We start from the raw sequence: 23,282 nt of genomic DNA on the forward strand, positions 1-23,282 counted from the left end.
TTCAGGGCTTGCCTGAGCCGGTTGCCTGGAAAGCGGGCACGGCCGGTTCTGAGGGGGCTCCGGCGCTGCAAAGCGCCGGAGCTACCCGACGAGGCACATTTCGCACCGTTGAGTCAGCTCACCCTGGCCAACTCCCACCATCCCAACCACACCATCCAGACCCGAGCTCTGCACGCCTACCTGGCCTGGCGACACCCACGCTCGCCATTCCGACGTGCTGGCCGCCCAACGCCGCGAACGCGCCCGCATCCGCATCCGCAGCGAAAGGGCATCCGCTGGGGCGATCCGCAGCCTGAAACCCTCACCCGACCCGATGATCGTTTCCGGTCGCCTCCGTGGTGTGCGTGCGAGGGTCCAAGGTGCCGGTTTCAGTCGCTCAGCCGCGGCAGTAGGCCAGGGTCGGCCGCGACTGAGCAAGATCTCAACAGTTCCTCAACACGCGCTCCCCTACCTTTCGATCATCAACTTCGGATCAGGGGAGGGACACCATGATCTCTACGATGAAGGTGTTGGTGGGGGCTGCGGTGCTGGCGGGTGGCCTGGCGGTGGCGAGCGTACCCGCCCAGGCAGCGGCGGGCCCGATCAACTACTCCTGCGGACCTCACATCGACACCCCGCGCTCCGGTCGGCAGGTCGACCGCGTCAGCGGCTACAACGTCAGGCTCTTCATGAAGGCCAACGCCTACGGCGGACGCGACATCTACTTCGTCAAGGGCTACGGCCTGCGCCCGGGCGACAAGGTCTCGCTCGACTGGTCCGACACCAAGGGCCGCACCTACCACGCCTGCCACGGCACGGTCCACCGCGGCCGCACCGGCGCCCAGACGTGGGCCATCGACGACCCGGGCGGTTACCGGAGCTTCCGCGCCTGCGTCAAGACGCGCGGCTCCTGGCACTGCACCTACTGGAACGTCGGCTCCTGACCTTCCCCGCGAAAGCCCCTGCGGAGGGATCGAGGAAGACCTGGATCGGTGGACCACCGCGTGGCGGGCCTTGCGCCTGGGCCGGACGAGCAACGCCGGTGGCGTCCGCCAGGCGGGGTCGGGATCGTTGCCTATGAAGATCAGTTCGTCACAGCCGATCTGGTCGAAGTGGCGATCGCGGCGGTGAGCTGTTCTGGTTCGGTGTAGGCGGTGGAGATGCCGTATTGCGCGTACTCGTCGCTGGCGATCGCGTCGGAGATCGCGGTCTTGGCATCGGGTCCGAGCGCGTACATCACCGAGTGCCACGAGGCGGGGCGAGCCCCAGCCGCAGGCAGCCGGGCCCGGCGAACTGGTCCAGGGTGGTGACGGCCTTGGCGAACAGGGCATGGTTGGCGTGCAGCAGCAGCTCCAGAACGTTGCGGGTGCCGAATATTCATCCATGCAGGTCGTGGAGGTGATGCGCTTTCTTGTGCTTCCGGCTGGGCGCCCGCACGGCATGATGGCCGATCGTGTTACTGCGCTTGGCCTACCTCACGATGGTGCTGCAGTGGCAGGTGGCCAAGCCCGTATTCATGCGAGTTGATCGGCTCCTTGCTGGGCTGCTTCACCGCCTGCCGAAGGACAGGCTTCGGCGCCTTGCGCTGCTGGTCTGCCCGGACACCGTCCTGCGCCGGCACCGCGATCTGCTGCGGCGCCGTCACGCCGGAGCCAGTTTGCCTCGCCGGCGCGGACGTCCGCGTACCGTCCGGTCCATCCGATTGCTGGTGTTGCGGCTGGCAGGGGAGAACGGCTCGGCGCATTCATGGTGAGCTGGCCGCGCTCGGTATCAAGGTCGCCGCCTCTACGGTCTGGGAGATCCTCAAAGCGCACGGCATCGACCCGACTCCCGAGCGGACCGCTACGACCTGGGCCGCGTTCCTGCTCAGCCAGGCAGGTGTCTTGCCGGCGTGCGGCTTCTTCGAGGTCCGTACTCTCGCCGGCGCTCGCCTGTACGTTCTGGCGGTCATCGAGCATGCCGCCCGCCGTGTCCGTCTCCTCGGCGTCACTCGGCCATAACCTTGTCATGGACCTGCAGGATGTGGGCACCACACCCAGGTCCCTGCTGGACCGGACCTTGATCTGGAACGAGCGCCATCTCCTTCACGCGCTGCGGACCTAGACACGCTTCGAGAGCTGATCAGCCGACGACCACGTCCAGGAAGATCGGCTTCTTGGCGGACAGCAACTGGGTCCCGGCCTCGTCGGTCATCTTCCAGTAGATCTTGCATCTGCCGGGGGAGTCCGATGCGCGGACGCGTACCGCGATGTCGACGGGCTCGCCCGGCTGGACCGGGCTTATCTCGACCCGTTTGGGGGCGCGGCACGGGGTGTCGTTCAGCCGGGTGAGATAGCGTCCCCGCCACGGGATGGTGCCGGTGTTCCTGATCCGCCAGATCTTCGTGAACTCCGTCCCCGTTTTCACCACCGTGCCGTCCGGATGGGTGACGTCCTGTTCGAAGGCGGAATCGTCGTGGGGAGAGGTGGCCCGTGCCGAGGTGTTCGGCGCGGTGGGCTCGTCCTTTCCGGAGAGCGGGGCGAACCAGGTGAAGAGGGCGGCACCGGCGGCGGCAGCGGCGGTCGCGACCGCCGCGATCATGGCCGGCCTCCTGGCAAGGGGAGGTCGGGTTCGGCGTTCGGGATGCTCCGCCATACGGACCTCTGTCTCGATGTGCCCGGCACGGGCCTCGGCGAGTCCGGCGCGGGTCTCGTCGTGACTCGTACGGCCCTCGGTGGTCTCGCTACGTGCGACGGCGCTCGCGGCCCGCTCCCAGTGGGCTCGCCACTCGCGCCTGGCCTCCTCGGCGTCCTGCCTCAACCGGTCGACGGCGAGGACCCGGACGAACTCCCACGTCGTCTCCCAGGTCGGCAGGACCTGCCCCCGGGCGGCGGCTGCCAGCGAGGACTTCGAGGCCGCCGCGCCCATACGGGACGACATCTCCGCGAAGGACGGGTCGCCCGCCTCCGCCTTGAGCTCCCACAGGCGGTACGCGAGGGCGGCCACCGGGCCCGCGGCCGGTTCTGGCCGGACCGGCTTTCGCCCGGGCCGAGCTCCTCTGCCCGTCCACTGCGGGTCAGGCTCGTCTTCCTGCGAGCCTGACGTCCCCGGTAATTCCGGCATCTTCACCTGCCCTATCCGGCGCCGTCATCCGGCCGTGCCGACGACCCCGGCATGGCCTGTGACGCCTGAGAGCAAATGAGATTACCTGAATTGTCCGAATAAGTCCGGAAATCTGCGGGTTACCCGGACGCCCTGGTCATTCACCCGCGCATGCCCGGAAGCCGTACTCCGCCGCGAAGGATCGCAATGCCTTCTCGTTCTCGTCCGGTTCCAAGGACTGTTCCACCGCCTTCTTCGCCTCGCCCTCCCTGCCCGCGCGCATCGCCGCCTCCGCGCGTCCACCGAGCTCGCGCAGGCTCGCGGCCAGCGCCCTGGCGGGCACGAAGAACCTGTTCCGCACCTGCGGGACGTCACCATCGGGCGGCGCGATCGCTTCTATCGCGGCGATGGTGCCGGTCATCGACTCCGACGCGCGGCGCAGCTCGTCCACCTCCTCGCGCAGGTTGGCAGGTGGCTCCTCGCGGAGATCCGACTGCCGGGATGCTTCCTCGCACACCGCGTCCACGGCGGCGATGTATTGCCTTTTGACGTCCTCGTACGGTTCCTCCTCCGCCACCGAGACCGTCGCCCACAGCACGAAGGCAAGGGCCGGCACGACCCCGCCGACGATCACGCGCCACGCCGGGACATGCCTTCTCTCACGCGATCTCATCGCCGCTCACTCCTTCGGAAGAAAACGCCCTTGGCGCTCTCGCGAGCGCCAAGGGCCGAAGTCCGGCCGAGCTACGTCCCCGTCCCAGCTCGGGATCAACACCGGATCCGGCGCTCCTGCGACCGCTTGTACAGGGTGGCCACTTCGCTGCCGCGCAGGACAGAGTAGAGATGCACCTTCGTCTGGTTGCGGTAGAGCTGACTGCCGCCGGAGCACTTCCACGAAGGGGTCGTCGTCACGGTGAACGCCGCCCTTCCCTTCTTCACCTCCGAGGTGGCCTTCGTCCGCCAGAAACCCAGCCCGCGATACTGCTGGAGGCTCGTCTTGACCACGGCCCGGCGGCCCCACTCGCCTTTCTCGCAGTGGACCTGCCTGCTGGTCGTGATGTAGGCCCCGGTCCGGTACGGGGTCTTTATCCGCTGCCAGCCCTTGCAGCGGTCGTGGTACCCGATCCCCAGGTAGGACTTCGCCGACCAGCCCGGCGCCAGGACGGCCGAGCTGTCCGAGGCGGCGGTGACGCCCAGCCCCGCCTGCGCCGACGCGGACGACCCCGCCATGAGCCCGGCCGTCAGCCCGACGACGAGAGCCACTCCTGTAATCCCTTTTCGTCCGATCATCGGATCTCCTTTCAAAGAAATCCTCTGCACTTTCCGACTCGGGAGTCCCCGATCAACCGCGCACAGCGATTCAGCGGAATATCCGAACACCTGCCAATGGCGCCGACACCGAACACTGTCGCCGGGAACGGCACCACTCTGACCGCCAATGCCCGGCACCGGCAAGCGATCTGACCCGTCCAATCATCCAAACATTGTCCAGAGCTATTAGGACAATCGAATCCGCAGGTCAGGAACTTGCGACAGGGATTCAACGTGCCGGCGGAATCTTTCCCGGCTTCATACGATCAGTGCCCACATCGAGCCCGCCTCGGAGTGGCGCAGCAATTGCAGCACTCCAACAATTCGCAGGACGGCAAGGCATCGGTTGTCACCGGAATCGATCGCAGGCAGTGGACACCAACCGCTGCGGGCCGCCCGGATCGGGGCGGGGCGGCGATGACGCCGTTGACGTCCTCGTGCGGAACGGCGAGCCTGCGTCGGGCACTGTAAGCCCCGGCATCGAGCGGCGGCCCGGGTGACGGCGAGTCGGGTCGCCGTCACCCGGGCGGCGGGATGCTACGCGGGCGGCTGGAGGACGGTGACCACGTGGGTGGTGCTCGCTGACTCGATGGTCGAGTTGCCGAGCAAGTTGACGGTGTACGTGTGTTCGCCGGCCGAGGTCGGCGTATCGGAGAAGCTGAACGACCCGTCGGCGGCGGGGGCCAACTTCACCAGGCCCTTCGAGGTGACGGTGCCATCCGGGCTGACGACCTTGCGCGAGACGGTGACGATCGTCCGCGGGAAGGTGATGCCGTCGGCGCCGAAGGTGCCGCTGAATTCGAGTCGCTCGCCGACGTTGCCCGTCGCCGGTCCGGTCACGGTGAGCGTCGGCTCGTACAAGGCCACCGTGACGGTCACCGAGGAGCCGCTACCCCGGAACCACGAGTTGCCCGGCCAGTACACCTGATACTTGAACGCCCCGATGGACGGCGGGGCGTCGGTGAATCGGTAGGTCCCGTCCGCCGCCGTGGTGATCTCCTGGAACGGCCTGGAGGTGCCGTCGGGGAGCCAGCGGTACAGTTCGAGCGTCTGTACGCCGGGCGGCAGTCCGCTGCTCAGCGTGAGTCGTCCGCTGAGGGTCGACTGCTTGAGCGCGGTCACCTTGGAGGGAGCCGTCAAGGTCAGCGTGGAGGAGTGGTAGGGCGAGGGCGGCAGCCGCCAGAGGTGCATCCGCCCGGTGCCGGGCTCTTTCAGAACCGCGAAGGTGAGCGTGCCGTAGAACTCGATGCTGCCCGCCACCACAGCCTTCCCCTGGTGGGCGGCTGTGTAGATGACCTCCGCGTTGGTCGCGTCGTACACCACGAGCTCCGCCGCGTCGCCCGCGGAGGAGTTCCAGCCGCCCACGACGTAGGCGCTGTTCGGGCTGGCCGCGACAGCGGTGGGGAGACCGTGCTCGCCGAATCCGCTGCTGTCGTAGGCGCGGCCCTGCGTCAGGGCTGTCGTGTCCCAGGCGTCGAACCGGCGGGTATCGTCCAACGCCGACAGCGCCGCCGACCCGTAATCGGCGAGTGCGAGATCCCGCAGGGCCGGCAGCCCGTTCGCGTCTCCGCGGATCTCGCCGCGCGAAGTGGCAGGCGTGGTGCTGATGTCGTACACCTTGACTGTGGCGGGGCTGACTCCCGGCTCCCCGGCCACCAGTGTGCTCCCGGCGACGGCGACGAGCGGAGCCTGGGTCGTGGCCGGCCCGACCCGGACGGGGGTGGGTGTCGCCGCCGCCGGAATGAGGCCGAGAACGCCTCCCTCTCCCGCTTCGCCGCAACCGAATCCGATCCACAGCCGATCGTACGACTGCGCCAGGCTCGACGGGCACGGGTACGCGGTGAGGTCGATGCGCTTGGTGATGGCGAGCGTGGTGGTGTCGATCTCGATCACTTCATGCGAATCGCGCAGCGCCGCGTACACCTTCCTGCCGGTCTCCGGCGAGGCCAGGGCGACAGCACCGGACAGGCCGGTAATCGTGTTGATGACCTTGCCGTCGATGGACGTGACCACGATCTGGTCGCCGGCGGCGACGAAGACCTTGCTGCTGCGCGCGACCACGTCTCCGCCCGTCCCGGCGACGCCGAGATCGGTGACGGTCGCGGCGGTCGCGGCGGTCGCGGCGACGGGCGCCTGAGTGGCGAGCAGGGCCGCCGTCAGGAGCAGGGTCCCGGCCCAGGCGACTAATCGGCGGGACAGGGGAGCACGCGCAGAGGTTGGTGGGCGCACAGGCACTCCGTTCTGGAGGAGAAGGGGAGAGTCGAGCACCCCGGCATGACTACGGGACCCGCTCCCGCTGACGATCTTCGTCAATCGAACACATGTTCGCATAACGTGAGATTTCCGTCCAGCCCCCTGCGCGCCTCGGCCGGCTCGGCCTGCGCCCGGACGCCGTGCCTGCCGTGGGTGTGTCCGCCCAGCAGCTGGTACGGCAGGGCCGCGCCGTCGCGCTCGGCCGGCCGGCCCTCCTCCAGCCGGTCGGCCGTCTCCAGCAGGATCAACGTCGTCAGCAGGCCGGCGTGCCGCTGGTCGCGAGCTGTCCCGCTCGGAAGGGATCGGCGGGCGAGTACGTCGATCAACGTCAGCGCCTTCGACCGGCGCCGGGGGAGTGGTCCGCGATTATCCGTACAAGTCCGTATGCAGCCCGTTACCATGACGGCGAGCCGGGCCTGAGGAGGCGCTCGTGCAGGAGCAGGCACTCATCACGACCCGCGAGGAGTTCGGCCAGGCGCTGACCCGGCTGCGCGAATCGGCCGGGGTGTCGGTGCGCCAGGTGGCGGCCAAGGTGGGGGCCGACATCGCCTCCAGCACGCTGGGCGACTGGTTCGCCGGGCGCGGCCTGCCCTCCCTCTCCTCCCGCGACCTGCTGGTCGAGGTCCTGCGGGTGTGCGGGGTGAGCGACGACGCGGCCGTGGAGGAGTGGCTCAACGCCTGGCACCGGGTACGCCGCGCGCCCGGCCGGCGGCCGGCGGGGCCGGAGCCGTACCGGGGGCTGGCGGCTTTCGAGACCGAGCACGCCGAGTGGTTCTTCGGCCGTGCGGCGCTGACCGGGCAGCTCGTCGCCCGCCTGACCGAGCCGGGCCTCCGGCTCGTGGTGGGCGCCTCGGGCTCGGGCAAGTCCTCGCTGCTGCGCGCGGGGGTGGTCCCCGCGCTGGGCAGGAGCGCCGCCGTGTTCACGCCGGGGCCGCACCCGATGGCCGCGCTGGCGCGGCAGCGGGGTGAGGTGCTGATCGTGGACCAGTTCGAGGAGGTCTTCACGGTCTGCGAGGACCAGGACGAGCGTACGAGGTTCGTCGCGGCGCTGAGCGAGGCGGCGGAGCGGGCAGTGGTCGTGGCCGGCCTGCGCGCCGACTTCTACGGCCAGGCCATGCGCCACCCCGAGCTGCTCGCGGCCATGCGCTCCGGCCAGCTCGTGGTCGGCCCGATGTGCGAGGACGAACTGCGCGCCGCCGTCGTCGAGCCGGCCCGCAAGGCCGGCATAGAGATCGAGAACGGCCTGGTCGAGCTGCTCCTGCGCGAGGTCGCCCCGGCAGGCGCCGACGGCGAGGCGCACGAGGCCGGCACGCTGCCGCTGGTCTCCCACGCCCTCTACGCGATGTGGCGCGAAAGCCAGGGCAGGCGGCTGACCATCGCCGACTACCGCAAGGTCGGCGGCATCGGCAGGGCCGTGGCCGACAGCGCGGAGAAGGTCTACCTGGGCCTGAGCGAGCACCGCCAGGAGCTGGCCAGGAGGCTGTTCCTGACGCTCGTCCACGTGGCGTTCGACACCGCCGCCACCCGCAGGAGCATGACGATCGCGGAGGTCCTCGCCGACCACGACCCCGCCGTGGCGGCCGAGGCGGAGGACGTGCTCGACGGCTTCGTGGCCGAGCGCCTGATCACCGTCGACCTCGACAAGGTGCAGATCAGCCATGAGGCCCTGCTCACCGCCTGGCCCCGGCTGGCCGGCTGGCTGGAGAGCGACCGGGCGGGGCTGGTCGTCGGCCGCGACCTGGCCGAGGCGGCGGCGCGGTGGGCGAAGGAAGGGGACGACCCCGGCGCGCTCTACCGCGGCTCGCGGCTGGCCGTGGCCCGCCTCTGGGCCGAGGGCGCCGGACCGCACGCCGCTCCCGGACCGCAGGCCAGACGGTTCCTGGCGGCGTCCGTCGAACGCCAGGAGGCGGAGGCCGCCGCGCGGCGGCGCGGCACCCGGCGGCTGCGCCGGCTGGTGGCCGTGCTGGCGGCGCTGCTGCTGCTGACCACGGTGGCGGTGGTGGTCGCGGTACGCGGGCAGCGCGACATCGGCGACCAGCGCAACGCGGCGCTGTCCGGCAAGGTCGCCAACGAGTCGGTCGCGCTGCGGGCGGGCAACCCGGCACTGGCCGCGCAGCTCGCTCTGGCCGCCCAGCGGCTCACGCCGACCACCGAGTCACGTGGCGCGGTGCTCAGCACGCCGGCCAACCCGTACGCCAACGTGCTGACCGCCCACGCCGGCGCGGTCTACGCGGTGAACTACAGCCCCGACGGCAGGCGGATGGCCACGGTGGCGCTCGACGGCACGCTGCGGATGTGGGACGTGACCGATCCGCTGCGGCCGGGCGCGCTGTCGTCGGTGATGGGCGACGCGAAGGGCCTCGCCGCAGCCGCGTTCGCGCCGAGTGGAAAGCTGGTGGCCACCGCCGGCAACGACAACACGGCCGACCTGTGGGACGTGCGCGACCCCCGGCACCCCGTGGCGCTGGCCACGATGGGCGGGCACAGCATGGGGATCATCGGGGTGGCCTTCAGCCCCGACGGGACGATGCTGGCGACCGCCTCCTACGACGCCACCACGCTGTTATGGAACGTTACGAATCCCAGCAAACCGTACCTGCAGAGCACGCTCAAAGGCGCTCCCAAGGAGCTGTCGGACGTCGCCTTCAGCCCGGACGGCAGGACGCTGGTCGTCACCGCCTTCTCCAACGACGTCATGCTCTGGGACGTCGGCGACCCGCGCCACCCCGAACGCCTGCCCGACCTGCGCGGTCACACCGGGGCCGTGCTGGCGGCCGCCTTCCACGGCGACACCCTGGCCACGGGCGGCTTCGACAACACGGTACGGCTGTGGGACCTGCGCGATCCCCGGCACGGCAGGGCCCTGGCCACGCTCTCCGGGCACGAGAACGGCGTCGTCGCCATCGACTTCAGCCCGGACGGCCGCTCCCTGGCCACCGGCAGCTACGACCGCACGATCCGGCTGTGGGACCTGACCGATTTCCGCGCCGACCCGATCGTGATGACGGGGCACTCGAGCACCGTCTACACCGTCCGCTACAGCCCTGACGGCCGCGTGCTCGTGTCCGGCGGGCGCGACGACACCGTACGCGTGTGGGACCTGGGCCGGCCCCTGCTCGGCGGCCACCGCGGCACGGTCTATGCGCTCGCCTACAGCCCCGACGGCCGCCTGCTCGCCACGGCCGGCCATCCGTTGATCAAGATCTGGGACGTGTCGGCCGATCCCCGCCCGCTGGCCACGCTCACCGGGCACGCCAACGGCGTCACCGCCGTCGCCTTCGCCCGCAACGGCACGCTCCTGGCCAGTGCCGACCTGGACAGCTCGGTACGCCTGTGGGACCTCACCGACCCGGCCCGCCCCCGGCTCCTGTCCGAGACGGCGGCCGGCATCGGCAACATCTTCGCCGCGGCCATCAGCCCCGACGGCAGGAGCCTGGTGGTGGCGGGCGAGAAGTTCGACGTGTACGTCTGGGACATCTCCGACCCCGCGCATCCGGTACGCCGGGCCGTCGCCAAGGGCCACGAGGCCGCCGTCAACGCCGTGGCCTTCAGCCCCGACGGCCGGCTGCTGGCCACCGGCGGCGGCGACCGGACCATCCGCCTGTGGCGCACCGCCGACCTGGCCCCGCTCGGCGTCGCCACAGGCCACGGCGGCACGGTCTACTACCTCGCCTTCGACCGTTCGGGCACGCTGCTGGCCAGCGGCAGCGGCGACCGCACGGCCCGGCTCTGGAACGTACACTCCCTCGACCGGCCGATCGCCGTCCTGCGGGGCCACGCCGACAGCGTGCAGTCGGTGGCCTTCAGCCGCGACGGCCGCACGCTGGCCACCGCCAGTGACGACCGGACCGCGATGCTCTGGGACATCGCCGACCCGGCCGGAGCGACCGCGCTGGCCACCCTGACCGGGCACCTCGGGCAGGTCAACAAGGCGGTCTTCAGCCCGGACGGCGCCACCCTGGCCACGGTGTCCGGCGACTCGACCGCCCGCCTGTGGCCGGTCGACCCCGGCGCCGCCGCCCGGCGCATCTGCGCGCTGGCCTTCCCGCCGATCACCCCGGCGGAGTGGCGGCAGTATCTGCCCGACGTGCCCTACGACCCGCCCTGCCCAAAGGACGCCGCCACCGGCCGCGCCCCGGCGGGCTGACCCCCGCCCGCCGTGCCGTCACGACCGCGCCGCCACGACCGCGCCGCCACGACCGCGCCGCCACGACCGCGCCGCCACGACCGCGCCACCACGACCGGGCCGTCAGGCGGGGCCGACGCTGGTCGCGATCGCGCGTCCCAGCTCCTCCGGACGGGTGAACTGCGGCCAGTGGCCCGTGGGCAGGTCGACGTAGTCGACGTGGCGGATCTGGGCGAGCTCCCGCGTGAACGCGAGCGACTGCTCCATCCACTTCTGGATCGTCGCGGTCGAGAACTCGCAGGCGATGACGGTGGCGGGCACCTCGTAGCGGCGCTCGTCGGACAGCCGCACCCGGTCGCTCGCGACCCGCGCCGGCGAGGGGATCGCCCGCTCGCGGAAGGCCGCGCGCAGCTCGTCGTCGAGGTCGACGAGGTCTTCCGCCTCGAAGAGCCCCCAGTCGGGCAGCGGGATCTCGCCGTTCTCGACCGGGAGCTCGTCATTGATGAGCCCGCCCTCGCCGGGAGGCACGCTGTCGACGTAGACGACCCGGGCCACCCGGTCGGGACGCGCGTCGGTGGCGACGTGGGCGATCGTGCCTCCGCCGGAGTGGCCGACCAGCACCACCTTGCCGCCGGCGGGGTCGAAGGAGTCGATCACCTTGACGACCGCGTCGACGTGGTCGCGCAGGGTGATCTGGGAGCGGTCGGCGTCTTTCGACTCCATGCCGGGCAGCGTGAGCGCGTGGGGCCGGTGGCCGGCCTGCTCGAGCGCGGGGACGACCTCGTCCCAGGACGAGCCGTCGAGCCAGAGGCCGGGAATCAGGATGATGTCCATCGCCCCGAGGTTAGAGCAGCTCACCGACAATATTCGATTACTCCCCGGTCAGCCCGTCCACCGACTCCCGGATGAGGTCCGCGTGGCCGTTGTGCCGCGCGTACTCCTCGATCATGTGGCACAGGATCCACCGCAGGCTGGGCGTCTTGCCGTCGGGCCAGCTGCGCTTGGCCAGCTGGCCGAGGTCGCCGTCGGCCAGCGCCTCCGCCACCGCGGACCGCGAGCGGGACACCGCCTCCTGCCAGAGCGCGAAGAGCTGTTCGGGGGAGTCGTCGGCGGCCGAACTCCAGTCCCAGTCGCCGTCGGACTTCCAGTCCACCGTGTCCCACGGAGGCGGCCACTCTCCGTCGCGTAGCGCCCGGCTGAACCAGTAGCTCTCGACGTAGGCCAGGTGCTTGAGCATCCCGCCCAACGTCATCGACGACACGCCGACGGTCGCCTTCAGCCCGCCCGCGTCCAGGTCCGAGCACTTCCATGCCAAAGTCTCGCGCTGATAGTCGAGGAAGCCCAGGAGGGTCGCGGTCTCGTCGGCAGCCAGAGGGGGCTCGTGGCGGCCCTGCTCGTCCAGTTGAGTCACGAGCGCTGAGTCTAGGGGTTCGCACGCCGCCTCGGGTGGGTGAATCCTGTCGGAGCCTTACGCCGCCTCGGGTGGGCGAATCTTGCCGGGACCTTGCCGAATCGGTGGCGGGGAAAGCCGCGCCGTTCGTGGTGGACCACGGTGGAATGGGCGATGTCGTGCAGCGCAGGAAGACGGGATGCCGAAGTGCTCGATCGGGTCCGTGAGGCCGCCGGAACGGCGCTGGTGGAAGACGTCGGCGCGGTTGTCGCGGCGGCGGCCGCCATGTCCGGGCGGTTCCGGCGCGGTGGCAGGCTGCTGGCTTTCGGCCGGGGCGAGGCCGCCTCGGACGCGGCGCACGTGGCCGTGGAGTTCACCCACCCGGTGATCGTGGGCAAGCGCGCCCTTCCGGCGCTCAGCCTGGGCACCGAGCCCTCCTCGCTGCCGGTGCTGGGACGCCCCCAGGACATCGCCGTGGGTATCCGGCCGCTCGACGGCGACCTGGCCGCCGCCCGCGGGCTCGGCATGCTGACCGTCGCCCTCACGGCGGACGAGGACTGCGCGCAGGCGGAGCACGTGCTGACCGCGCGGAGCACGGATCCGCTGGTCGCGAGGGAGATCCACATCACGATGTACCACCTGCTGTGGGAGCTGGTCCACGTGTTCCAGGAAGCGGAGTGCCCCGCGTGAACGGTGAGCCGGCGGACGAGGAGGTCTGCGACTCCTGCGTGACGTGTGGCGATGTGGCCGTGGCCGTGCGGGTCGTGGGGCTGCTGCCCGACGGGCTGGCGCGTGCCGACACCGGCGCAGGCACCGAGGAGATCAGCGTGGCGCTGGTGGAGGCACAGGTCGGGGACACCGTGCTGGTGCACGCGGGCGAGGCGATCGCCGTACTCGGAAAGGACGCCCGATGACCGAGACGCTCTACCCGTTCCTGCGCCGCGACCCGCTCGACGTGACGGCGTCCACCGTGGAGAAGGCCCGCGAGAGCCTGGAGCTGCGGCGGCGGGTGCTCGACGAGATGGAGGGCCCGCTGGTGGCGTGCGCGGCGGCGCTGGCCGCCGCCTTCCGCGGCGGCGGGCGGCTGTTCACGTTCGGGAACGGCGGCAGCAGCACCGACGCGCAGTCGGTGGCGGACCTGTTCATCGGACGTGGCCTGCCCGCGGTGTCACTGGCGGCCGACACGGCGCTCGTGACGGCGCTCGGCAACGACGTCGGCTTCGAGGTGGTGTTCGCCCGCCAGCTCGCCGCGCTCGGCGGCGAGGGCGACATCGCCTGTGCCCTGTCCACCAGCGGCGGCTCGGCCAACGTGCTGCGCGGCCTGGAGCGGGCCGCGGGCCTGCGGATGGTGACCGTCGGGTTCGCCGGCTCCGGAGGCGGCCGCATGGCGGAGGAACGGCTGGCCGAGCACCTGTTCGTGATCCCGTCGTCGTCGGTGCACCGCATCCAGGAGGCGCAGGCGACCCTCTACCACGTGCTGGCCGAGCTGGTGTCGGCCGCCCGCGAGACCTCCTCACACCAGGGTTCAGCAGATGCGGGGTAGCGGGTCGCCCACCAGGACGTCGACCACCCGGGTGCCGCCGAAGGCGGTCCGGAGCAGGACCAGCCCGGCCGGTGCCGCGGCGACGGTCCCGATGATCGCGGCCTCGGCGCCCAGCGGATGGGAGCGCAGCACCTCGAGGGCCCGCCCGGCGTGCTCGCCGTCGACCACCGTGACGAACCGGCCCTCGCAGGCGACGTAGAGAGGGTCGAGGCCGAGCAGCTCGCAGACGCCGGTGACCTCCGCCCGTACCGGGATGTCGTCCTCCCGCAGGACGACGGCCACCTCCGACGCGTTGGCCACCTCGTTGACGACGGTGGCCACCCCTCCCCGGGTGGCGTCCCTCAGCGTACGGACGTGCTGCGGCATCGCGGCCAGCAGTTCGGCGACGATGGCGTGCAGCGGCGCCGTGTCGGAGACGATCGGCGCTTCGATGCCGAAGTCGTCCCTGGCCAGCATGATGGCGGCGCCGTGCTCCCCGATCGGGCCCGAGACGATGACCGCGTCCCCCGGCCGCGCGTGCGAGGCCGACAGCGTGACCGGCAGCTCGACGAGCCCGACCCCGGCCGTGGTGATGAAGCAGCCGTCGGCCTTGCCGCGCTGGACGACCTTGGTGTCGCCGGTCACGATCGTGACGTCGGCCGCCGCCGCGGCGGCGGCCATCGAGTCGGTGATGCGCCGCAGGTCGGCGACGGGGAAGCCCTCCTCCAGGACGAAGCCGGCCGACAGGTGGGCCGGTCGGGCCCCGCACATGGCCAGGTCGTTCACCGTGCCGTTGACGGCCAGGTCACCGATGTCCCCGCCGGGGAAGAACAGCGGCGAGACCACGAAGGAGTCGGTGGTGAAGGCCAGGCGCTCGCCGCCCACCCGCAGGAGCGCGCCGTCGTCCAGCGGCGCGAGCAGCGGATTGCGGAACGCCTCCAGGAAGACGGCCTCGATCAACGTGTGGGTGGCCTTGCCCCCGGCGCCGTGGGCGAGCGTGATGCGCTCCTCCCTGACGACGGGCTTGCGCCGCCGGATCCGCTCGATGCGGGCGAGCACCTGCTGTTCGCGGTTCATGCCCGGCTCGCCTCCTCCGCCGGCGGCCGGCCGGCGGAGGTCGCGCGCATCTCCTCCCGGCTGAAGCGCCCGAAGTTGTAGTACGCGGCACACGCGCCCTCCGAGGAGACCATGCAGGTGCCGATCGGCGTCTCCGGGGTGCACGCGGTGCCGAACACCTTGCACTCCCACGGCTTGAGCACACCCTTGAGCACCTCGCCGCACTGGCACGACCGCGGGTCGGCGACGCGGACCCCGGGCAGGTCGAAGACGCGCTCGGCGTCGAAGCGGGCGTACTCGTCCGACATGGCGAGGGCGGAGTGCGCGATGAACCCCAGCCCGCGCCACTCGAAGTGCGGCCGCAGCCGCATCACCCGGCCCATGGCCGACAGCGCGATGCGGTTGCCCTGCCACGGCACGACGCGGGAGTACTGGTTCTCCACCTCGCAGCGGCCCTCGGCGAGCTGCGTCAGCAGGCGGTGCACCGCGTCGAGGATGTCCAGCGGCTCGAACCCGGCCACCACCAGCGGCTTGCCGTGGTCGCGGGCGATGAACTCGTACGGCTGGCAGCCGATCACCGCCGACACGTGGCCGGGCCCGATGAACCCGTCGAGCCGCAGGTCCGGCGAGTCGAGGATGGCCTTGATCGCCGGAATGATCATGACGTGGTTGCAGAAGACGGAGAAGTTGGCCAGCCCTTCGGCCTCCGCGCGCAGCACGGTCATGGCCGTGGACGGCGCCGTGGTCTCGAAGCCGATGGCCATGAAGACGACCTTGCGATCCGGGTTCGCCCGCGCGATCTTGAGCGCGTCCAGCGGCGAGTACACCATCCGGATGTCGGCCCCCGCCGCCTTGGCGTCCAGGAACGAGCCCTGCCCACCGGGCACCCGCATCATGTCGCCGAACGACGTCATGATCACGTCCGGCCGGCGGGCGATGTGGATGGCGTCGTCCACCCGGCCCATCGGGATCACGCAGACCGGGCAGCCGGGGCCGTGCACGAGGTTCACCTCGGCCGGCAGGTGGTCCTCCAGGCCGTGCTTGTAGATGGTGTGCGTGTGACCGCCGCACACCTCCATGAACGTGTATCGGCGCCCCGGCCGGCAGCGGGCGGCGATCTGCGCGGCCAGCGCCCGCGCCGTGCCCGCGTCGCGGTACTCATCGACGAACCGCATCAGAGGTCCTTCCTAGGCGATGTCCGAGGTGCGCAGCGCGTCGAGTTCGTCCTCGTACGCCGGCCCGAGCCCGTTGAGGTAGTCGAGCACCGCCTGCGCCTCCAGCTCGGAGATCTTGGACAGCGCGAACCCGACGTGCACCAGCACCCAGTCGCCGGGCGCGAGCGCCTCGTCGGCGAGCAGGCCGACGTTGATGCGCCGGCGCACGCCGCTGACGTCCACCACGGCGAGGTCCTCGTGTTCGGGCAGGCGCTCGACGAGCTCACCTGGAATGCCAAGGCACACCGGACACCTCCCCGCCGGAAGCGCCTGACGTGGCGAAGGTGAGCGACTCCAGGACAAGCTCCTCACCGCCGCTGATGTCGACGCCGTCGTCGCCGCAGCCCGGGCAGACCGCCAGCGTGTCGACCGACTCGGAGCGCTCGCCGCAGTTGCGGCAGCCGACCGTCATCGGCGTGATGACGAGCTCCACCACCGCGTCCTGCACGGCCGTGCCGGCCGCGGCCAGCGTGAACGCCTGCCCGAAGGCCTCGTCGACGACGGCGTGCCGGGCGCCGACGCGTACCCGGGCGGCCGCGACCGCCCTGCCTCCCGCCTGCTGCTCGATCAGCTCGACGAGCCCCTCGCACATCCCGATCTCATGCATGCTGCCCCTACATTCGCTCCATCTTGATGTATCGCCGGATGTCCGGCCACAGGCGGATGACGACCAGCGCCATCCCGCAGAGCACGACCAGCTTCACCGTGCGCGACTTCCACATCTCACATCACCTCACCGTGGGTGCCGGATCGCGGGCGTCCGGAGTGGCACTTTCCGCAATCATGTCCATAACCAGGGACTTCACTAGGCCGGCCGCCTCGCCGACCATCGCGCGCACCGGCGCGCTCAGCTCGAACGGGTCCTCCTCGACCGACGCCGGCTCGCAGCAGACGACCCGCACCCGCGCGGGGAGCCGGCCGAGCTGCCGGGCCAGCCGCAGGACCCGGACCGGGTCCATGCCGTGCGTCTCCACCGACGCGTCGTCCCCGTCCGGCAGCTCGGGTTCGAGGACGGTGAGCGTGCCGGGAGCCAGGCCGCGCGGGGCGGCGTCCACGAAGACCACGCCCGTGTAGTCCCGCTGCAGGGCGTAGGCCAGGTCCATGCCGCGGATGCCGAAGTCGACGACCTCCATGCCCGGCACGCCCGCCTGCCCGGCCAGGTGGCGGGCCACCTCGACGCCGAACCCGTCGTCCCCCAGGAACACGTTGCCGATCCCGGCCACCAGGACGCGGCCGGGGGCCGGGCGGCCGTCCTGCTCCCCGAGGGGCTCGATCTCCTCGGCGGAGTAGAAGAACCGGTGCCCGGGCAGCCGGGCCTCGCCCAGGTCGCGCCCGGGATCGTCGTCGAGCGTGACCGCGATGTGGAAGGCGCCCTCGTCGTCCTGCTCCACGCTCTCCACGACGGCCACGCGGCCGTCGAGCACGAGGTCGAAGACGTCGGCCTGCGCGCGGGGCCGCAGCCGTACCCGGCTTCCGGGTCCGACCGGCACGCCGGCGATGACGATCTCGGCCGGGCCGCGGCCCGCCATCCGGGTCCAGAATCCAGTCATTCGTGTGGCTCCGTCCTGCGCATGATGCCGTGCAACCGCATCAGCTCGTCGGGTGTGAGGGAGTCGCAGCGGTCGAGGATCGCGCGGGCGCGCGGGTCCCCGTGGCGGATCTCCTCGCGTTCCCGGTCGCTGAGGGCGAGCACGCTCAGCGTGAGGAGCTGGTCGATCTCGGTCGCGTCGAAGAGGTCGCCGGGGCTCTCCGGCGAGATCCGCGGGTGGTCGTAGAGGATGATCGGCGCGGACAGCACGGTGTGCCGGTCGCCCTCCGGCCCGGCGAGCACCGGCCAGACGCCGGCGTTGTCGCAGCCCGCCGCCTCCGCCCGCAACTCCTCCGGCGGGTCCATGAGGGAGACGAACCTCGCCCGCGGCGCGCGCAGCACGGTGTGCGCGGAGACCAGCGTGCGCCGCATGGCCTCCTCGCGGCCGCCCCCGGGCCAGGGCGTGGTGTTGACCACCTCGACCGTGATCCGGAACAGGTCCGGGCGCAGCCGCCGCGCGCTCGCCTCGATCCGGCCGTTCAGCTCCCGCCAGCCGCCTTCGGGAGACTGATCTCGTGCCGGGATGTCGATCTTCTCGATGACCGGGCCGTTCAGCAGGTCCTCCAGGACCAGGCCCGGCATGCTCACCTCACGCTCCTGGGCCTCCTCGCCGGTCGCCTCCGGCTCTCCGGCGCGGAGCCGGGTGACGACGTGCAGGAAGCGCACGGACACGTCGACGAGGTCGCGGGGCCCGGCTTCGAGCAGGCACTCGGTACGCGTCAGCCACGGGTTGCCGTCATTGGCCCGCCCGTACGCCTCGGGGTGGACGCCGCCGATCGTCCAGCGGTGCCGGTTCTTCAGCGACGACTCCCGGTACGGCCACAGCAGGTAGCCCTCGTACAGCACGGCCTGCGCGATCTGCCTGACAGGGTCCATGTGGATCAGCCTCCGCCCGTCTCCAGCAGCGACCGCACCGCGTCGTCCCAGCCGGGCAGGGTGTGCCGGACCCGATGCGCGTACAGGCGGTCGAACGTGCCGCGCTCCAGCCGGATCCAGGCGGTGTCCGGGAAATGGCGGTCCATGAGGTCCTTCCAGACCGTCACCGGCATGCGGAAGTCCGCCTCGGTGTCCCACGGCAGGCAGGCCGCCTGCAGGCGCCCGTCGTCGAGGTAGAACACGGTCCCGGTGAACAGGAACCGCAGCGGCACCTCGCCGTCCGGCAGGCCGTGCAGGTACTTGGCCGCGGCCACGTCGAAGTCGTAGGTGCACGCGACCGTGACCGGCGTGGTCGTGCCGCCGGTGAAGGCCGGGACGTGGGTGACGGTCTGCGTCCACAGCAGGCTGGACAGGTTGCGTCCCCAGTCCTCGGGCGGGCCGAACAGCTCCTTGAGCCGCTCCGGCGCCTGCCCGTCGTAGCCGCGGGCGATGGCGTCGATGCGGATCTGCGTGGCCAGCGTGATCGCCTGGACCGGAGCGTCCGCCCGCAGGTCGAGCCGGAAACACAGAGCGGGCGCGACGGCGGGCGTGGCGGGCTCGACGTCGCGCACCTCGATCTGCAGAACCGGTGTGGTCGGCGGCATCACGCGGGCGACAGGTTGGGCATGTCGGGGTCGATCGGGTCGTGCATGCGCGGGTTGACGCCGGTCGAGCGCCGGGCCGTGGAGCGGCCGTCGGGCAGGTGGCCCTTCTGCCTGCCGTAGCCGCCCGGCGCGTTGCCCTCGGCCACGCCCTTGACGTGGGAGGGGGCGTCGGGGCGCACGTCGCGCCGCCCGGTCTTGATCGTCGACTTCTTGTTCACGCGGGACTCCTGTCGTTGCCGGTGGCCGGTACGGTGACGGACCGGCCGCCGAGATCGGTGAAGAATCGGGTGATGTGCTCGCGTACGTCCTTGCCACCCGTCAGGCCCCGCCAGTGCGCGCGAATGGCTCCGACGAGCGCGTAGCAGTCGTCCACCGGCACGATCCAGGCCTCGCGGTCGACGAGCAGCGCCTCGACGTCCGGCTCCAGCCGCCGCAGCACCGGGTTGTCGCGCCGCAGCAGCTCCCAGGCGGTCCGGTCGGCGGGCGCCCGCACGGCCCCGGCCGGGCTCGGGTAGTACAGGACCGGGTCGCCGGTGTCCGAGTCGTGGATCAGGAACACCGTGCGCACCGGGGCCCGCAGCCGGGCCCAGGCCCCCTCCTCCAGGCGGAAGCCGCTCAGCCGCCAGCGGCGCTCGGGCACCAGCCGGTAGTGCCCGCCGCCGGCCGCCGCGTGGTCGAACAGCACCTGGCACGCGCGGCACGCGCAGCGCAGCTCGCGCCCGGCCAGTTCCAGCAGGTGGCGGTGGACGGCCGGCAGCGGCTCGGCGCACAGCTCGCAGCGCTGTGTGCGCGGCTCTCGCCGGGCGGGCTCGACCGACTGCGCGGCGAGCCGGCGCAGCAGGCCCGTCATGGCACCGGGGCCCGCGAGGCGGGGCGGACGGTCAGGCTCTCGACCGGGATCAGGGCCGCGTCCGCGACCTCGATCTCGACCCGCTCGATCTCCGGGGCCGCCTCGCGCACCGCGTCCCGGAGGGCCGAGGCCGCCCCGGCCGCCGAGGAGCGGCAGCCGGTCGGGCGGAAGCGCAGCCGTACCAGGTCGCCCTCGACGGAGAGCAGGTCGGCGGCGCCGGCCAGCGCCTGCTCCACCCGGGTCCGGGTGTCCAGCGGGTGCAGATCGTGCAGCAGGAGCAGGGGCGAGACCAGCTCGTCGGCGCCCAGGCGGGCCGCCGCCTCGTCGCCCACGAGTGTCATGACCCGTGCCAGGCCCTCGCCATACAGGCCGAGCACCTCCGCGACGAGCTCCGTGGCGGCCCCGTCGGCCTTGTCGAGCAGGGATTCGATCCTGCGGACGCGCTCGTTCATCAGCCGGAGACGCTCGCGCCGAACGTGGGCGAGTGCACCTGCTTGAGCACCTTGCCGCCGCCCAGGTACATGTGCACCCCGCAGGGCAGGCACGGGTCGAAGCTGCGCACGGTGCGCATGATGTCGATGCCCTTGAACGAGTCGGCGCCGTTCTCCTCGAAGATCGGCAACCCCTGCACCGCGTCCTCGTACGGGCCCGGCGTGCCGTACCTGTCGCGCGGGCTGGCGTTCCACGGCGTCGGCGGGTACGGGTGGTAGTTGGCGATCTTCCCGTCGCGGATCACCACGTGGTGCGACAGCACGCCGCGCACCGCCTCGTGGAAGCCGCAGCCGATCGCCTCGTCCGGCACCTCGAAGTCGGTGAACACCTGCGTGCGCCCGGCCCTGACCTCGCCCATCGCCTGCTCGTAGAAGTGGACGGCCATCGCCGCCGCGTACGCCACGAAGTAGACGCGGGCGCGGTTGCGCTCGATGGTGTTCGCCCAGCGCGGGATCTTCCACTCCAGCCGCGTCTCCGGGAAGGCGGCGCTCTTGGGCAGGTTGATCTCCACGCTCTGGCCGGTGGCCCGCACCGTGCCGGTGTCGACGAGCCCGGCCAGCGCCGTGGTCCACAGCCGGGCCAGCGGGCCGCCGCCGGTGTCGAGCGCCAGGTGGTCGCCGGTGCGCTGGTCGTACCAGCGCGGGCTCATGACCCAGCTGTAGTTGCCGTTCTCCAGGTCGCGCTTCTGCGGCTTGGGCAGGGTCGTCTGGTTCCACGGGTGGCGCTGGTCCACCGGGTTGCCCAGCGGGTCGTGGGTGACGAACGTCTCCTCGGCCTGCCAGTCGTCATAATACGAGCTGCCCAGCAGGATCCTGATGCCGAGGTTGATGTCCACCAGGTTCGTCGTGATCAGCTCGTTGTCCACCACGATGCCCGGCGTGACGAACATCCGGCGGCCCCAGTCGTTCATGTTCCGGTAGTCGTAGTCGACGACCGCCGGGTCCTGGAACGCGCCCCAGCAGCCGAGCATCACGCGTCGGCGGCCGACCTCCTCGTAGCCGGGCATGGCCTCGTAGAAGAAGTCGAAGAGGTCGTCGTTCATCGGGACGGACCGCTTGACGAAGTCGAGGACGCGCAGCAGCCGCACCATGTAGTCGGTGAACACCTGAGGGGTGGCAACCGTGCCCACGCCGCCGGGGTACAGCGTGGACGGGTGCACGTGCCGGCCCTCCATCAGGCAGCACATCTCCCTGGTGACCCGGCTCACCTGCAGCGCCTCGCGGTACAGGTCACCGGTGAACGGGTTGCACGCGCGCATGATGTCGGCGATCGTCCGGTAGCCGTGGATCGCGGAGTTGGGCGCCTGGGTCGTCTCGGCCCGGCGCAGCAGGCTCGGGTTCGTCTCCTTGACCATCTGCTCGCAGTAGTCGACGAAGACGAGGTTGTCCTGGAAGAGCGTGTGGTCGAACATGTACTCGGCGGCTTCGCCCAGGTTGATGATCCACTCACCGAGTGGAGGGGGCTTGATGCCGTACGCCATGTTCTGCGCGTAGATCGAGCAGACCGCGTGGTTGTCACCGCAGATGCCGCAGATGCGGCTGGTGATGAAGTGGGCGTCGCGCGGGTCCTTGCCCCTCATGAACACGCTGTAGCCGCGGAACAGCGACGAGGTGCTCTTGCACTCGACGACCTCGCGGTTCTTGAAATCGATCTTCGTGTAGATGCCCAGGTTCCCGATGATCCTGGTGATCGGGTCCCAGGACATCTCCACCAGCTCGCGGGCCTCGCCCTTGAGCTTCTTCTCACCTGCCGTACGGATGGCCACCTCGCCGCTCTCCCTCTCAGCCGTTTCCCCAGCGCGGGTCGAACCCGCTCGTCAGCCGGCGGCGGTTGTGGCGCCACTTCGGCTCCTTGTTCGCTGCCTTGTTCGTGATCGCGCGAAGCCTGCGGATCATCGCGCCGTACGCGCCGCTCATCGCGACCGAGACGGACGCTCCCGGAGGCTCGTCCATGAAGGGCATGAACTTGTCGGGGAAGCCGGGCATGGTGCAGGCGATGCAGATGCCGCCCACGTTCGGGCAGCCGCCGACGCCGTCCATCCAGCCGCGCTTGGTGACGTTGCAGTTGACCACCGGCCCCCAGCAGCCGACGCGCACGAGGCACTTGGGGGAGTTGTAGTCGAGGGCGAAGTCGCCCTGCTCGTAGTAGCCGGCCCGGTCGCAGCCCTCGTGCACGGTCTTGCCGAACAGCCAGGTGGGGCGCAGCATGTCGTCGAGCGGGATCGTCGGCGCCATGCCCGCAGCCTGGTACAGCAGCCAGGTCAGCGTCTCGGTGAAGTTGTCCGGCTGGACGGGACAGCCGGGCACGTTGACGATGGGCAGCCCGCCCGCGGAGCGGAAGTCACGGCCCAGGTAGTCGGCCAGCCCCATGCATCCGGTCGGGTTGCCGGCCATGGCGTGGATGCCGCCGTACGCCGCGCAGGTGCCGATCGCGACCACGGCCCAGGCCTTGGGCGCGAGCCGGTCGATCCACTGGTTGACCGTGATGGGCTGGCCGGTGGCCGGGTCGTTGCCCATGGACGTCCAGTAGCCGTCGCCGTTGATCTTCTCGTTCGGGATGGAACCCTCGACCACGAAGATGAACGGGCCGAGCTCGCCCTCGTGGGCCCGGTGGAACGGGGCCATGAAGGCGTCGCCCGTCTCCGCGGCCAGCACCTTGTTGTGCAGGTGCACCTTGGGCAGTCCCGGTACGAGCCCGAGCAGGACGTCCTCCAGGCTCGGCAGTGTGGCGGCGGTGACCGAGACCGTGTCGCCGTCGCAGCTCATGCCCTCCGAGGTCCACAGGATGTGCACCTCGTCCAGAGCTTTCGGTGTTTGTGTGGTTGTCATGGCCCAAGCCCCCTTCTTGGCCCGCGTAGAGGTTTAGGCCCCCATATCACTTGGTATCCGACCTGCGACTCT

The 23,282-nt window shown here is 71.0% G+C and carries 26 protein-coding genes and 1 pseudogene; 7 read left to right on the forward strand and 20 right to left on the reverse strand.

The window, feature by feature from the left end; all coding sequences use genetic code 11:
* Positions 1-84: 84 nt before the first annotated feature.
* Both ABZX61_RS61025 and ABZX61_RS61030 read left to right on the forward strand, forming a co-directional pair.
* Positions 85-282: pseudogene (locus ABZX61_RS61025) on the forward strand (IS630 family transposase); the annotation flags it as partial.
* 218 nt (positions 283-500) lie between these two features.
* Positions 501-923: a hypothetical protein gene (locus tag ABZX61_RS61030; RefSeq protein ID WP_355211232.1), complete on the forward strand. Its 423-nt coding sequence runs from the start codon at positions 501-503 to the stop codon at positions 921-923.
* A gap of 140 nt (positions 924-1,063) precedes the next feature.
* Here ABZX61_RS61030 and ABZX61_RS61035 read toward each other — a convergent pair whose 3' ends face one another.
* Entirely contained in the window at positions 1,064-1,219 is a 156-nt protein-coding gene (locus ABZX61_RS61035) for a hypothetical protein (protein ID WP_355211234.1), read from the reverse strand.
* 213 nt (positions 1,220-1,432) lie between these two features.
* On the opposite strand from ABZX61_RS61035, the gene ABZX61_RS61040 reads away from it, so the two are divergent.
* On the forward strand, positions 1,433-1,732 hold the full coding sequence (locus ABZX61_RS61040; protein ID WP_355211237.1) for a hypothetical protein: 300 nt from the start codon (positions 1,433-1,435) through the stop codon (positions 1,730-1,732).
* 368 nt (positions 1,733-2,100) lie between these two features.
* On the opposite strand, the gene ABZX61_RS61045 is transcribed toward ABZX61_RS61040, so the two are convergent.
* The 5 genes from ABZX61_RS61045 to ABZX61_RS61065 form a co-directional block, all read right to left on the reverse strand.
* Positions 2,101-2,964, reverse strand: a complete 864-nt coding sequence (locus tag ABZX61_RS61045) for an NBR1-Ig-like domain-containing protein (protein WP_355211240.1) — start codon at positions 2,962-2,964, stop codon at positions 2,101-2,103.
* Between the two features lie 253 nt (positions 2,965-3,217).
* A complete protein-coding gene (locus ABZX61_RS61050) occupies positions 3,218-3,733 on the reverse strand; it encodes a hypothetical protein (RefSeq protein ID WP_355211242.1) in 516 nt (171 codons plus the stop codon).
* A gap of 95 nt (positions 3,734-3,828) precedes the next feature.
* Positions 3,829-4,350, reverse strand: coding sequence for a hypothetical protein (locus ABZX61_RS61055; RefSeq protein ID WP_355211245.1), 522 nt, complete (start codon positions 4,348-4,350; stop codon positions 3,829-3,831).
* 558 nt (positions 4,351-4,908) lie between these two features.
* On the reverse strand, positions 4,909-6,600 hold the full coding sequence (locus ABZX61_RS61060; RefSeq protein ID WP_355211247.1) for a hypothetical protein: 1,692 nt from the start codon (positions 6,598-6,600) through the stop codon (positions 4,909-4,911).
* Between the two features lie 80 nt (positions 6,601-6,680).
* Complete coding sequence (locus ABZX61_RS61065; protein ID WP_355211250.1) at positions 6,681-6,950, reverse strand: hypothetical protein; 270 nt, start codon at positions 6,948-6,950, stop codon at positions 6,681-6,683.
* 104 nt (positions 6,951-7,054) lie between these two features.
* Here ABZX61_RS61065 and ABZX61_RS61070 point away from each other — a divergent pair, with 104 nt between their 5' ends.
* On the forward strand, positions 7,055-10,771 hold the full coding sequence (locus ABZX61_RS61070; protein ID WP_355211253.1) for a helix-turn-helix domain-containing protein: 3,717 nt from the start codon (positions 7,055-7,057) through the stop codon (positions 10,769-10,771).
* Between the two features lie 102 nt (positions 10,772-10,873).
* On the opposite strand, the gene ABZX61_RS61075 is transcribed toward ABZX61_RS61070, so the two are convergent.
* On the reverse strand, positions 10,874-11,584 hold the full coding sequence (locus ABZX61_RS61075) for an alpha/beta hydrolase (RefSeq protein WP_355211256.1): 711 nt from the start codon (positions 11,582-11,584) through the stop codon (positions 10,874-10,876).
* A 37-nt stretch (positions 11,585-11,621) separates the two neighbouring features.
* Positions 11,622-12,161 carry a DinB family protein gene (locus ABZX61_RS61080; RefSeq protein WP_355211259.1) on the reverse strand — a complete coding sequence of 180 codons (540 nt, stop codon included), beginning with the start codon at positions 12,159-12,161 and terminating at the stop codon, positions 11,622-11,624.
* Between the two features lie 186 nt (positions 12,162-12,347).
* Here ABZX61_RS61080 and ABZX61_RS61085 point away from each other — a divergent pair, with 186 nt between their 5' ends.
* Genes ABZX61_RS61085 through ABZX61_RS61095 form a run of 3 tightly spaced genes read left to right on the forward strand, consistent with a single transcriptional unit; the run spans position 12,348 to position 13,683 of the window.
* Positions 12,348-12,830, forward strand: a complete 483-nt coding sequence (locus tag ABZX61_RS61085) for a phosphoheptose isomerase (RefSeq protein WP_355211262.1) — start codon at positions 12,348-12,350, stop codon at positions 12,828-12,830.
* Positions 12,827-13,054 carry a HypC/HybG/HupF family hydrogenase formation chaperone gene (locus tag ABZX61_RS61090; protein ID WP_355211264.1) on the forward strand — a complete coding sequence of 76 codons (228 nt, stop codon included), beginning with the start codon at positions 12,827-12,829 and terminating at the stop codon, positions 13,052-13,054. Before ABZX61_RS61085 ends, ABZX61_RS61090 begins: the two co-directional genes overlap by 4 nt.
* Positions 13,051-13,683, forward strand: coding sequence for an SIS domain-containing protein (locus ABZX61_RS61095; RefSeq protein ID WP_355211267.1), 633 nt, complete (start codon positions 13,051-13,053; stop codon positions 13,681-13,683). The genes ABZX61_RS61090 and ABZX61_RS61095 overlap by 4 nt, the downstream gene beginning before the upstream one ends.
* Here the strand turns inward: ABZX61_RS61095 and hypE are convergent.
* The 12 genes from hypE to ABZX61_RS61155 all read right to left on the reverse strand — a co-directional run bounded on the left by hypE (position 13,666) and on the right by ABZX61_RS61155 (position 23,210).
* A complete protein-coding gene (gene hypE, locus ABZX61_RS61100; protein WP_355211270.1) occupies positions 13,666-14,739 on the reverse strand; it encodes a hydrogenase expression/formation protein HypE in 1,074 nt (357 codons plus the stop codon). The two genes, ABZX61_RS61095 and hypE, sit on opposite strands and share 18 nt — an antisense overlap.
* On the reverse strand, positions 14,736-15,893 hold the full coding sequence (gene hypD / locus ABZX61_RS61105; RefSeq protein WP_355211273.1) for a hydrogenase formation protein HypD: 1,158 nt from the start codon (positions 15,891-15,893) through the stop codon (positions 14,736-14,738). Before hypD ends, hypE begins: the two co-directional genes overlap by 4 nt.
* A gap of 12 nt (positions 15,894-15,905) precedes the next feature.
* Positions 15,906-16,178 carry a HypC/HybG/HupF family hydrogenase formation chaperone gene (locus ABZX61_RS61110; protein ID WP_355211276.1) on the reverse strand — a complete coding sequence of 91 codons (273 nt, stop codon included), beginning with the start codon at positions 16,176-16,178 and terminating at the stop codon, positions 15,906-15,908.
* Positions 16,156-16,539, reverse strand: a complete 384-nt coding sequence (locus ABZX61_RS61115) for a hydrogenase maturation nickel metallochaperone HypA (protein ID WP_350737794.1) — start codon at positions 16,537-16,539, stop codon at positions 16,156-16,158. The genes ABZX61_RS61110 and ABZX61_RS61115 overlap by 23 nt, the downstream gene beginning before the upstream one ends.
* A gap of 121 nt (positions 16,540-16,660) precedes the next feature.
* Entirely contained in the window at positions 16,661-17,482 is an 822-nt protein-coding gene (locus tag ABZX61_RS61120; RefSeq protein WP_355211279.1) for a hydrogenase maturation protease, read from the reverse strand.
* Entirely contained in the window at positions 17,479-18,396 is a 918-nt protein-coding gene (locus tag ABZX61_RS61125) for a hypothetical protein (protein ID WP_355211282.1), read from the reverse strand. The genes ABZX61_RS61120 and ABZX61_RS61125 overlap by 4 nt, the downstream gene beginning before the upstream one ends.
* 5 nt (positions 18,397-18,401) lie before the next feature.
* Positions 18,402-19,040, reverse strand: a complete 639-nt coding sequence (locus tag ABZX61_RS61130; RefSeq protein WP_355211284.1) for a DUF6084 family protein — start codon at positions 19,038-19,040, stop codon at positions 18,402-18,404.
* Positions 19,040-19,258 carry a hypothetical protein gene (locus ABZX61_RS61135; RefSeq protein WP_350737782.1) on the reverse strand — a complete coding sequence of 73 codons (219 nt, stop codon included), beginning with the start codon at positions 19,256-19,258 and terminating at the stop codon, positions 19,040-19,042. Before ABZX61_RS61135 ends, ABZX61_RS61130 begins: the two co-directional genes overlap by 1 nt.
* On the reverse strand, positions 19,255-19,890 hold the full coding sequence (locus ABZX61_RS61140; protein WP_350737779.1) for a DUF5947 family protein: 636 nt from the start codon (positions 19,888-19,890) through the stop codon (positions 19,255-19,257). The genes ABZX61_RS61135 and ABZX61_RS61140 overlap by 4 nt, the downstream gene beginning before the upstream one ends.
* Positions 19,887-20,342, reverse strand: coding sequence for a hypothetical protein (locus ABZX61_RS61145; protein ID WP_350737776.1), 456 nt, complete (start codon positions 20,340-20,342; stop codon positions 19,887-19,889). Before ABZX61_RS61145 ends, ABZX61_RS61140 begins: the two co-directional genes overlap by 4 nt.
* Positions 20,342-22,147, reverse strand: a complete 1,806-nt coding sequence (locus ABZX61_RS61150) for a nickel-dependent hydrogenase large subunit (protein ID WP_355211288.1) — start codon at positions 22,145-22,147, stop codon at positions 20,342-20,344. The genes ABZX61_RS61145 and ABZX61_RS61150 overlap by 1 nt, the downstream gene beginning before the upstream one ends.
* A gap of 16 nt (positions 22,148-22,163) precedes the next feature.
* A complete protein-coding gene (locus ABZX61_RS61155; RefSeq protein WP_350737770.1) occupies positions 22,164-23,210 on the reverse strand; it encodes a hydrogenase expression protein HypE in 1,047 nt (348 codons plus the stop codon).
* Positions 23,211-23,282 lie beyond the last annotated feature (72 nt).

The sequence above is a fragment of the Nonomuraea sp. NPDC003709 genome, assembly GCF_040610775.1.
Taxonomy (GTDB): Bacteria; Actinomycetota; Actinomycetes; order Streptosporangiales; family Streptosporangiaceae; genus Nonomuraea; species Nonomuraea angiospora_A.

Coding starts and splice junctions, on each gene's coding strand:
- ABZX61_RS61030 (WP_355211232.1), top strand. CDS start 501: ATGAAGGTGTTGGTGGGGGCTGCGGTGCTGGCGGGTGGCCTGGCGGTG.
- ABZX61_RS61050 (WP_355211242.1), bottom strand. CDS start 3,733: ATGAGATCGCGTGAGAGAAGGCATGTCCCGGCGTGGCGCGTGATCGTC.
- ABZX61_RS61055 (WP_355211245.1), bottom strand. CDS start 4,350: ATGATCGGACGAAAAGGGATTACAGGAGTGGCTCTCGTCGTCGGGCTG.
- ABZX61_RS61075 (WP_355211256.1), bottom strand. CDS start 11,584: ATGGACATCATCCTGATTCCCGGCCTCTGGCTCGACGGCTCGTCCTGG.
- ABZX61_RS61095 (WP_355211267.1), top strand. CDS start 13,051: ATGACCGAGACGCTCTACCCGTTCCTGCGCCGCGACCCGCTCGACGTG.
- hypE (WP_355211270.1), bottom strand. CDS start 14,739: ATGAACCGCGAACAGCAGGTGCTCGCCCGCATCGAGCGGATCCGGCGG.
- hypD (WP_355211273.1), bottom strand. CDS start 15,893: ATGCGGTTCGTCGATGAGTACCGCGACGCGGGCACGGCGCGGGCGCTG.
- ABZX61_RS61115 (WP_350737794.1), bottom strand. CDS start 16,539: ATGCATGAGATCGGGATGTGCGAGGGGCTCGTCGAGCTGATCGAGCAG.
- ABZX61_RS61120 (WP_355211279.1), bottom strand. CDS start 17,482: ATGACTGGATTCTGGACCCGGATGGCGGGCCGCGGCCCGGCCGAGATC.
- ABZX61_RS61125 (WP_355211282.1), bottom strand. CDS start 18,396: ATGGACCCTGTCAGGCAGATCGCGCAGGCCGTGCTGTACGAGGGCTAC.
- ABZX61_RS61130 (WP_355211284.1), bottom strand. CDS start 19,040: ATGCCGCCGACCACACCGGTTCTGCAGATCGAGGTGCGCGACGTCGAG.
- ABZX61_RS61140 (WP_350737779.1), bottom strand. CDS start 19,890: ATGACGGGCCTGCTGCGCCGGCTCGCCGCGCAGTCGGTCGAGCCCGCC.
- ABZX61_RS61145 (WP_350737776.1), bottom strand. CDS start 20,342: ATGAACGAGCGCGTCCGCAGGATCGAATCCCTGCTCGACAAGGCCGAC.
- ABZX61_RS61155 (WP_350737770.1), bottom strand. CDS start 23,210: ATGACAACCACACAAACACCGAAAGCTCTGGACGAGGTGCACATCCTG.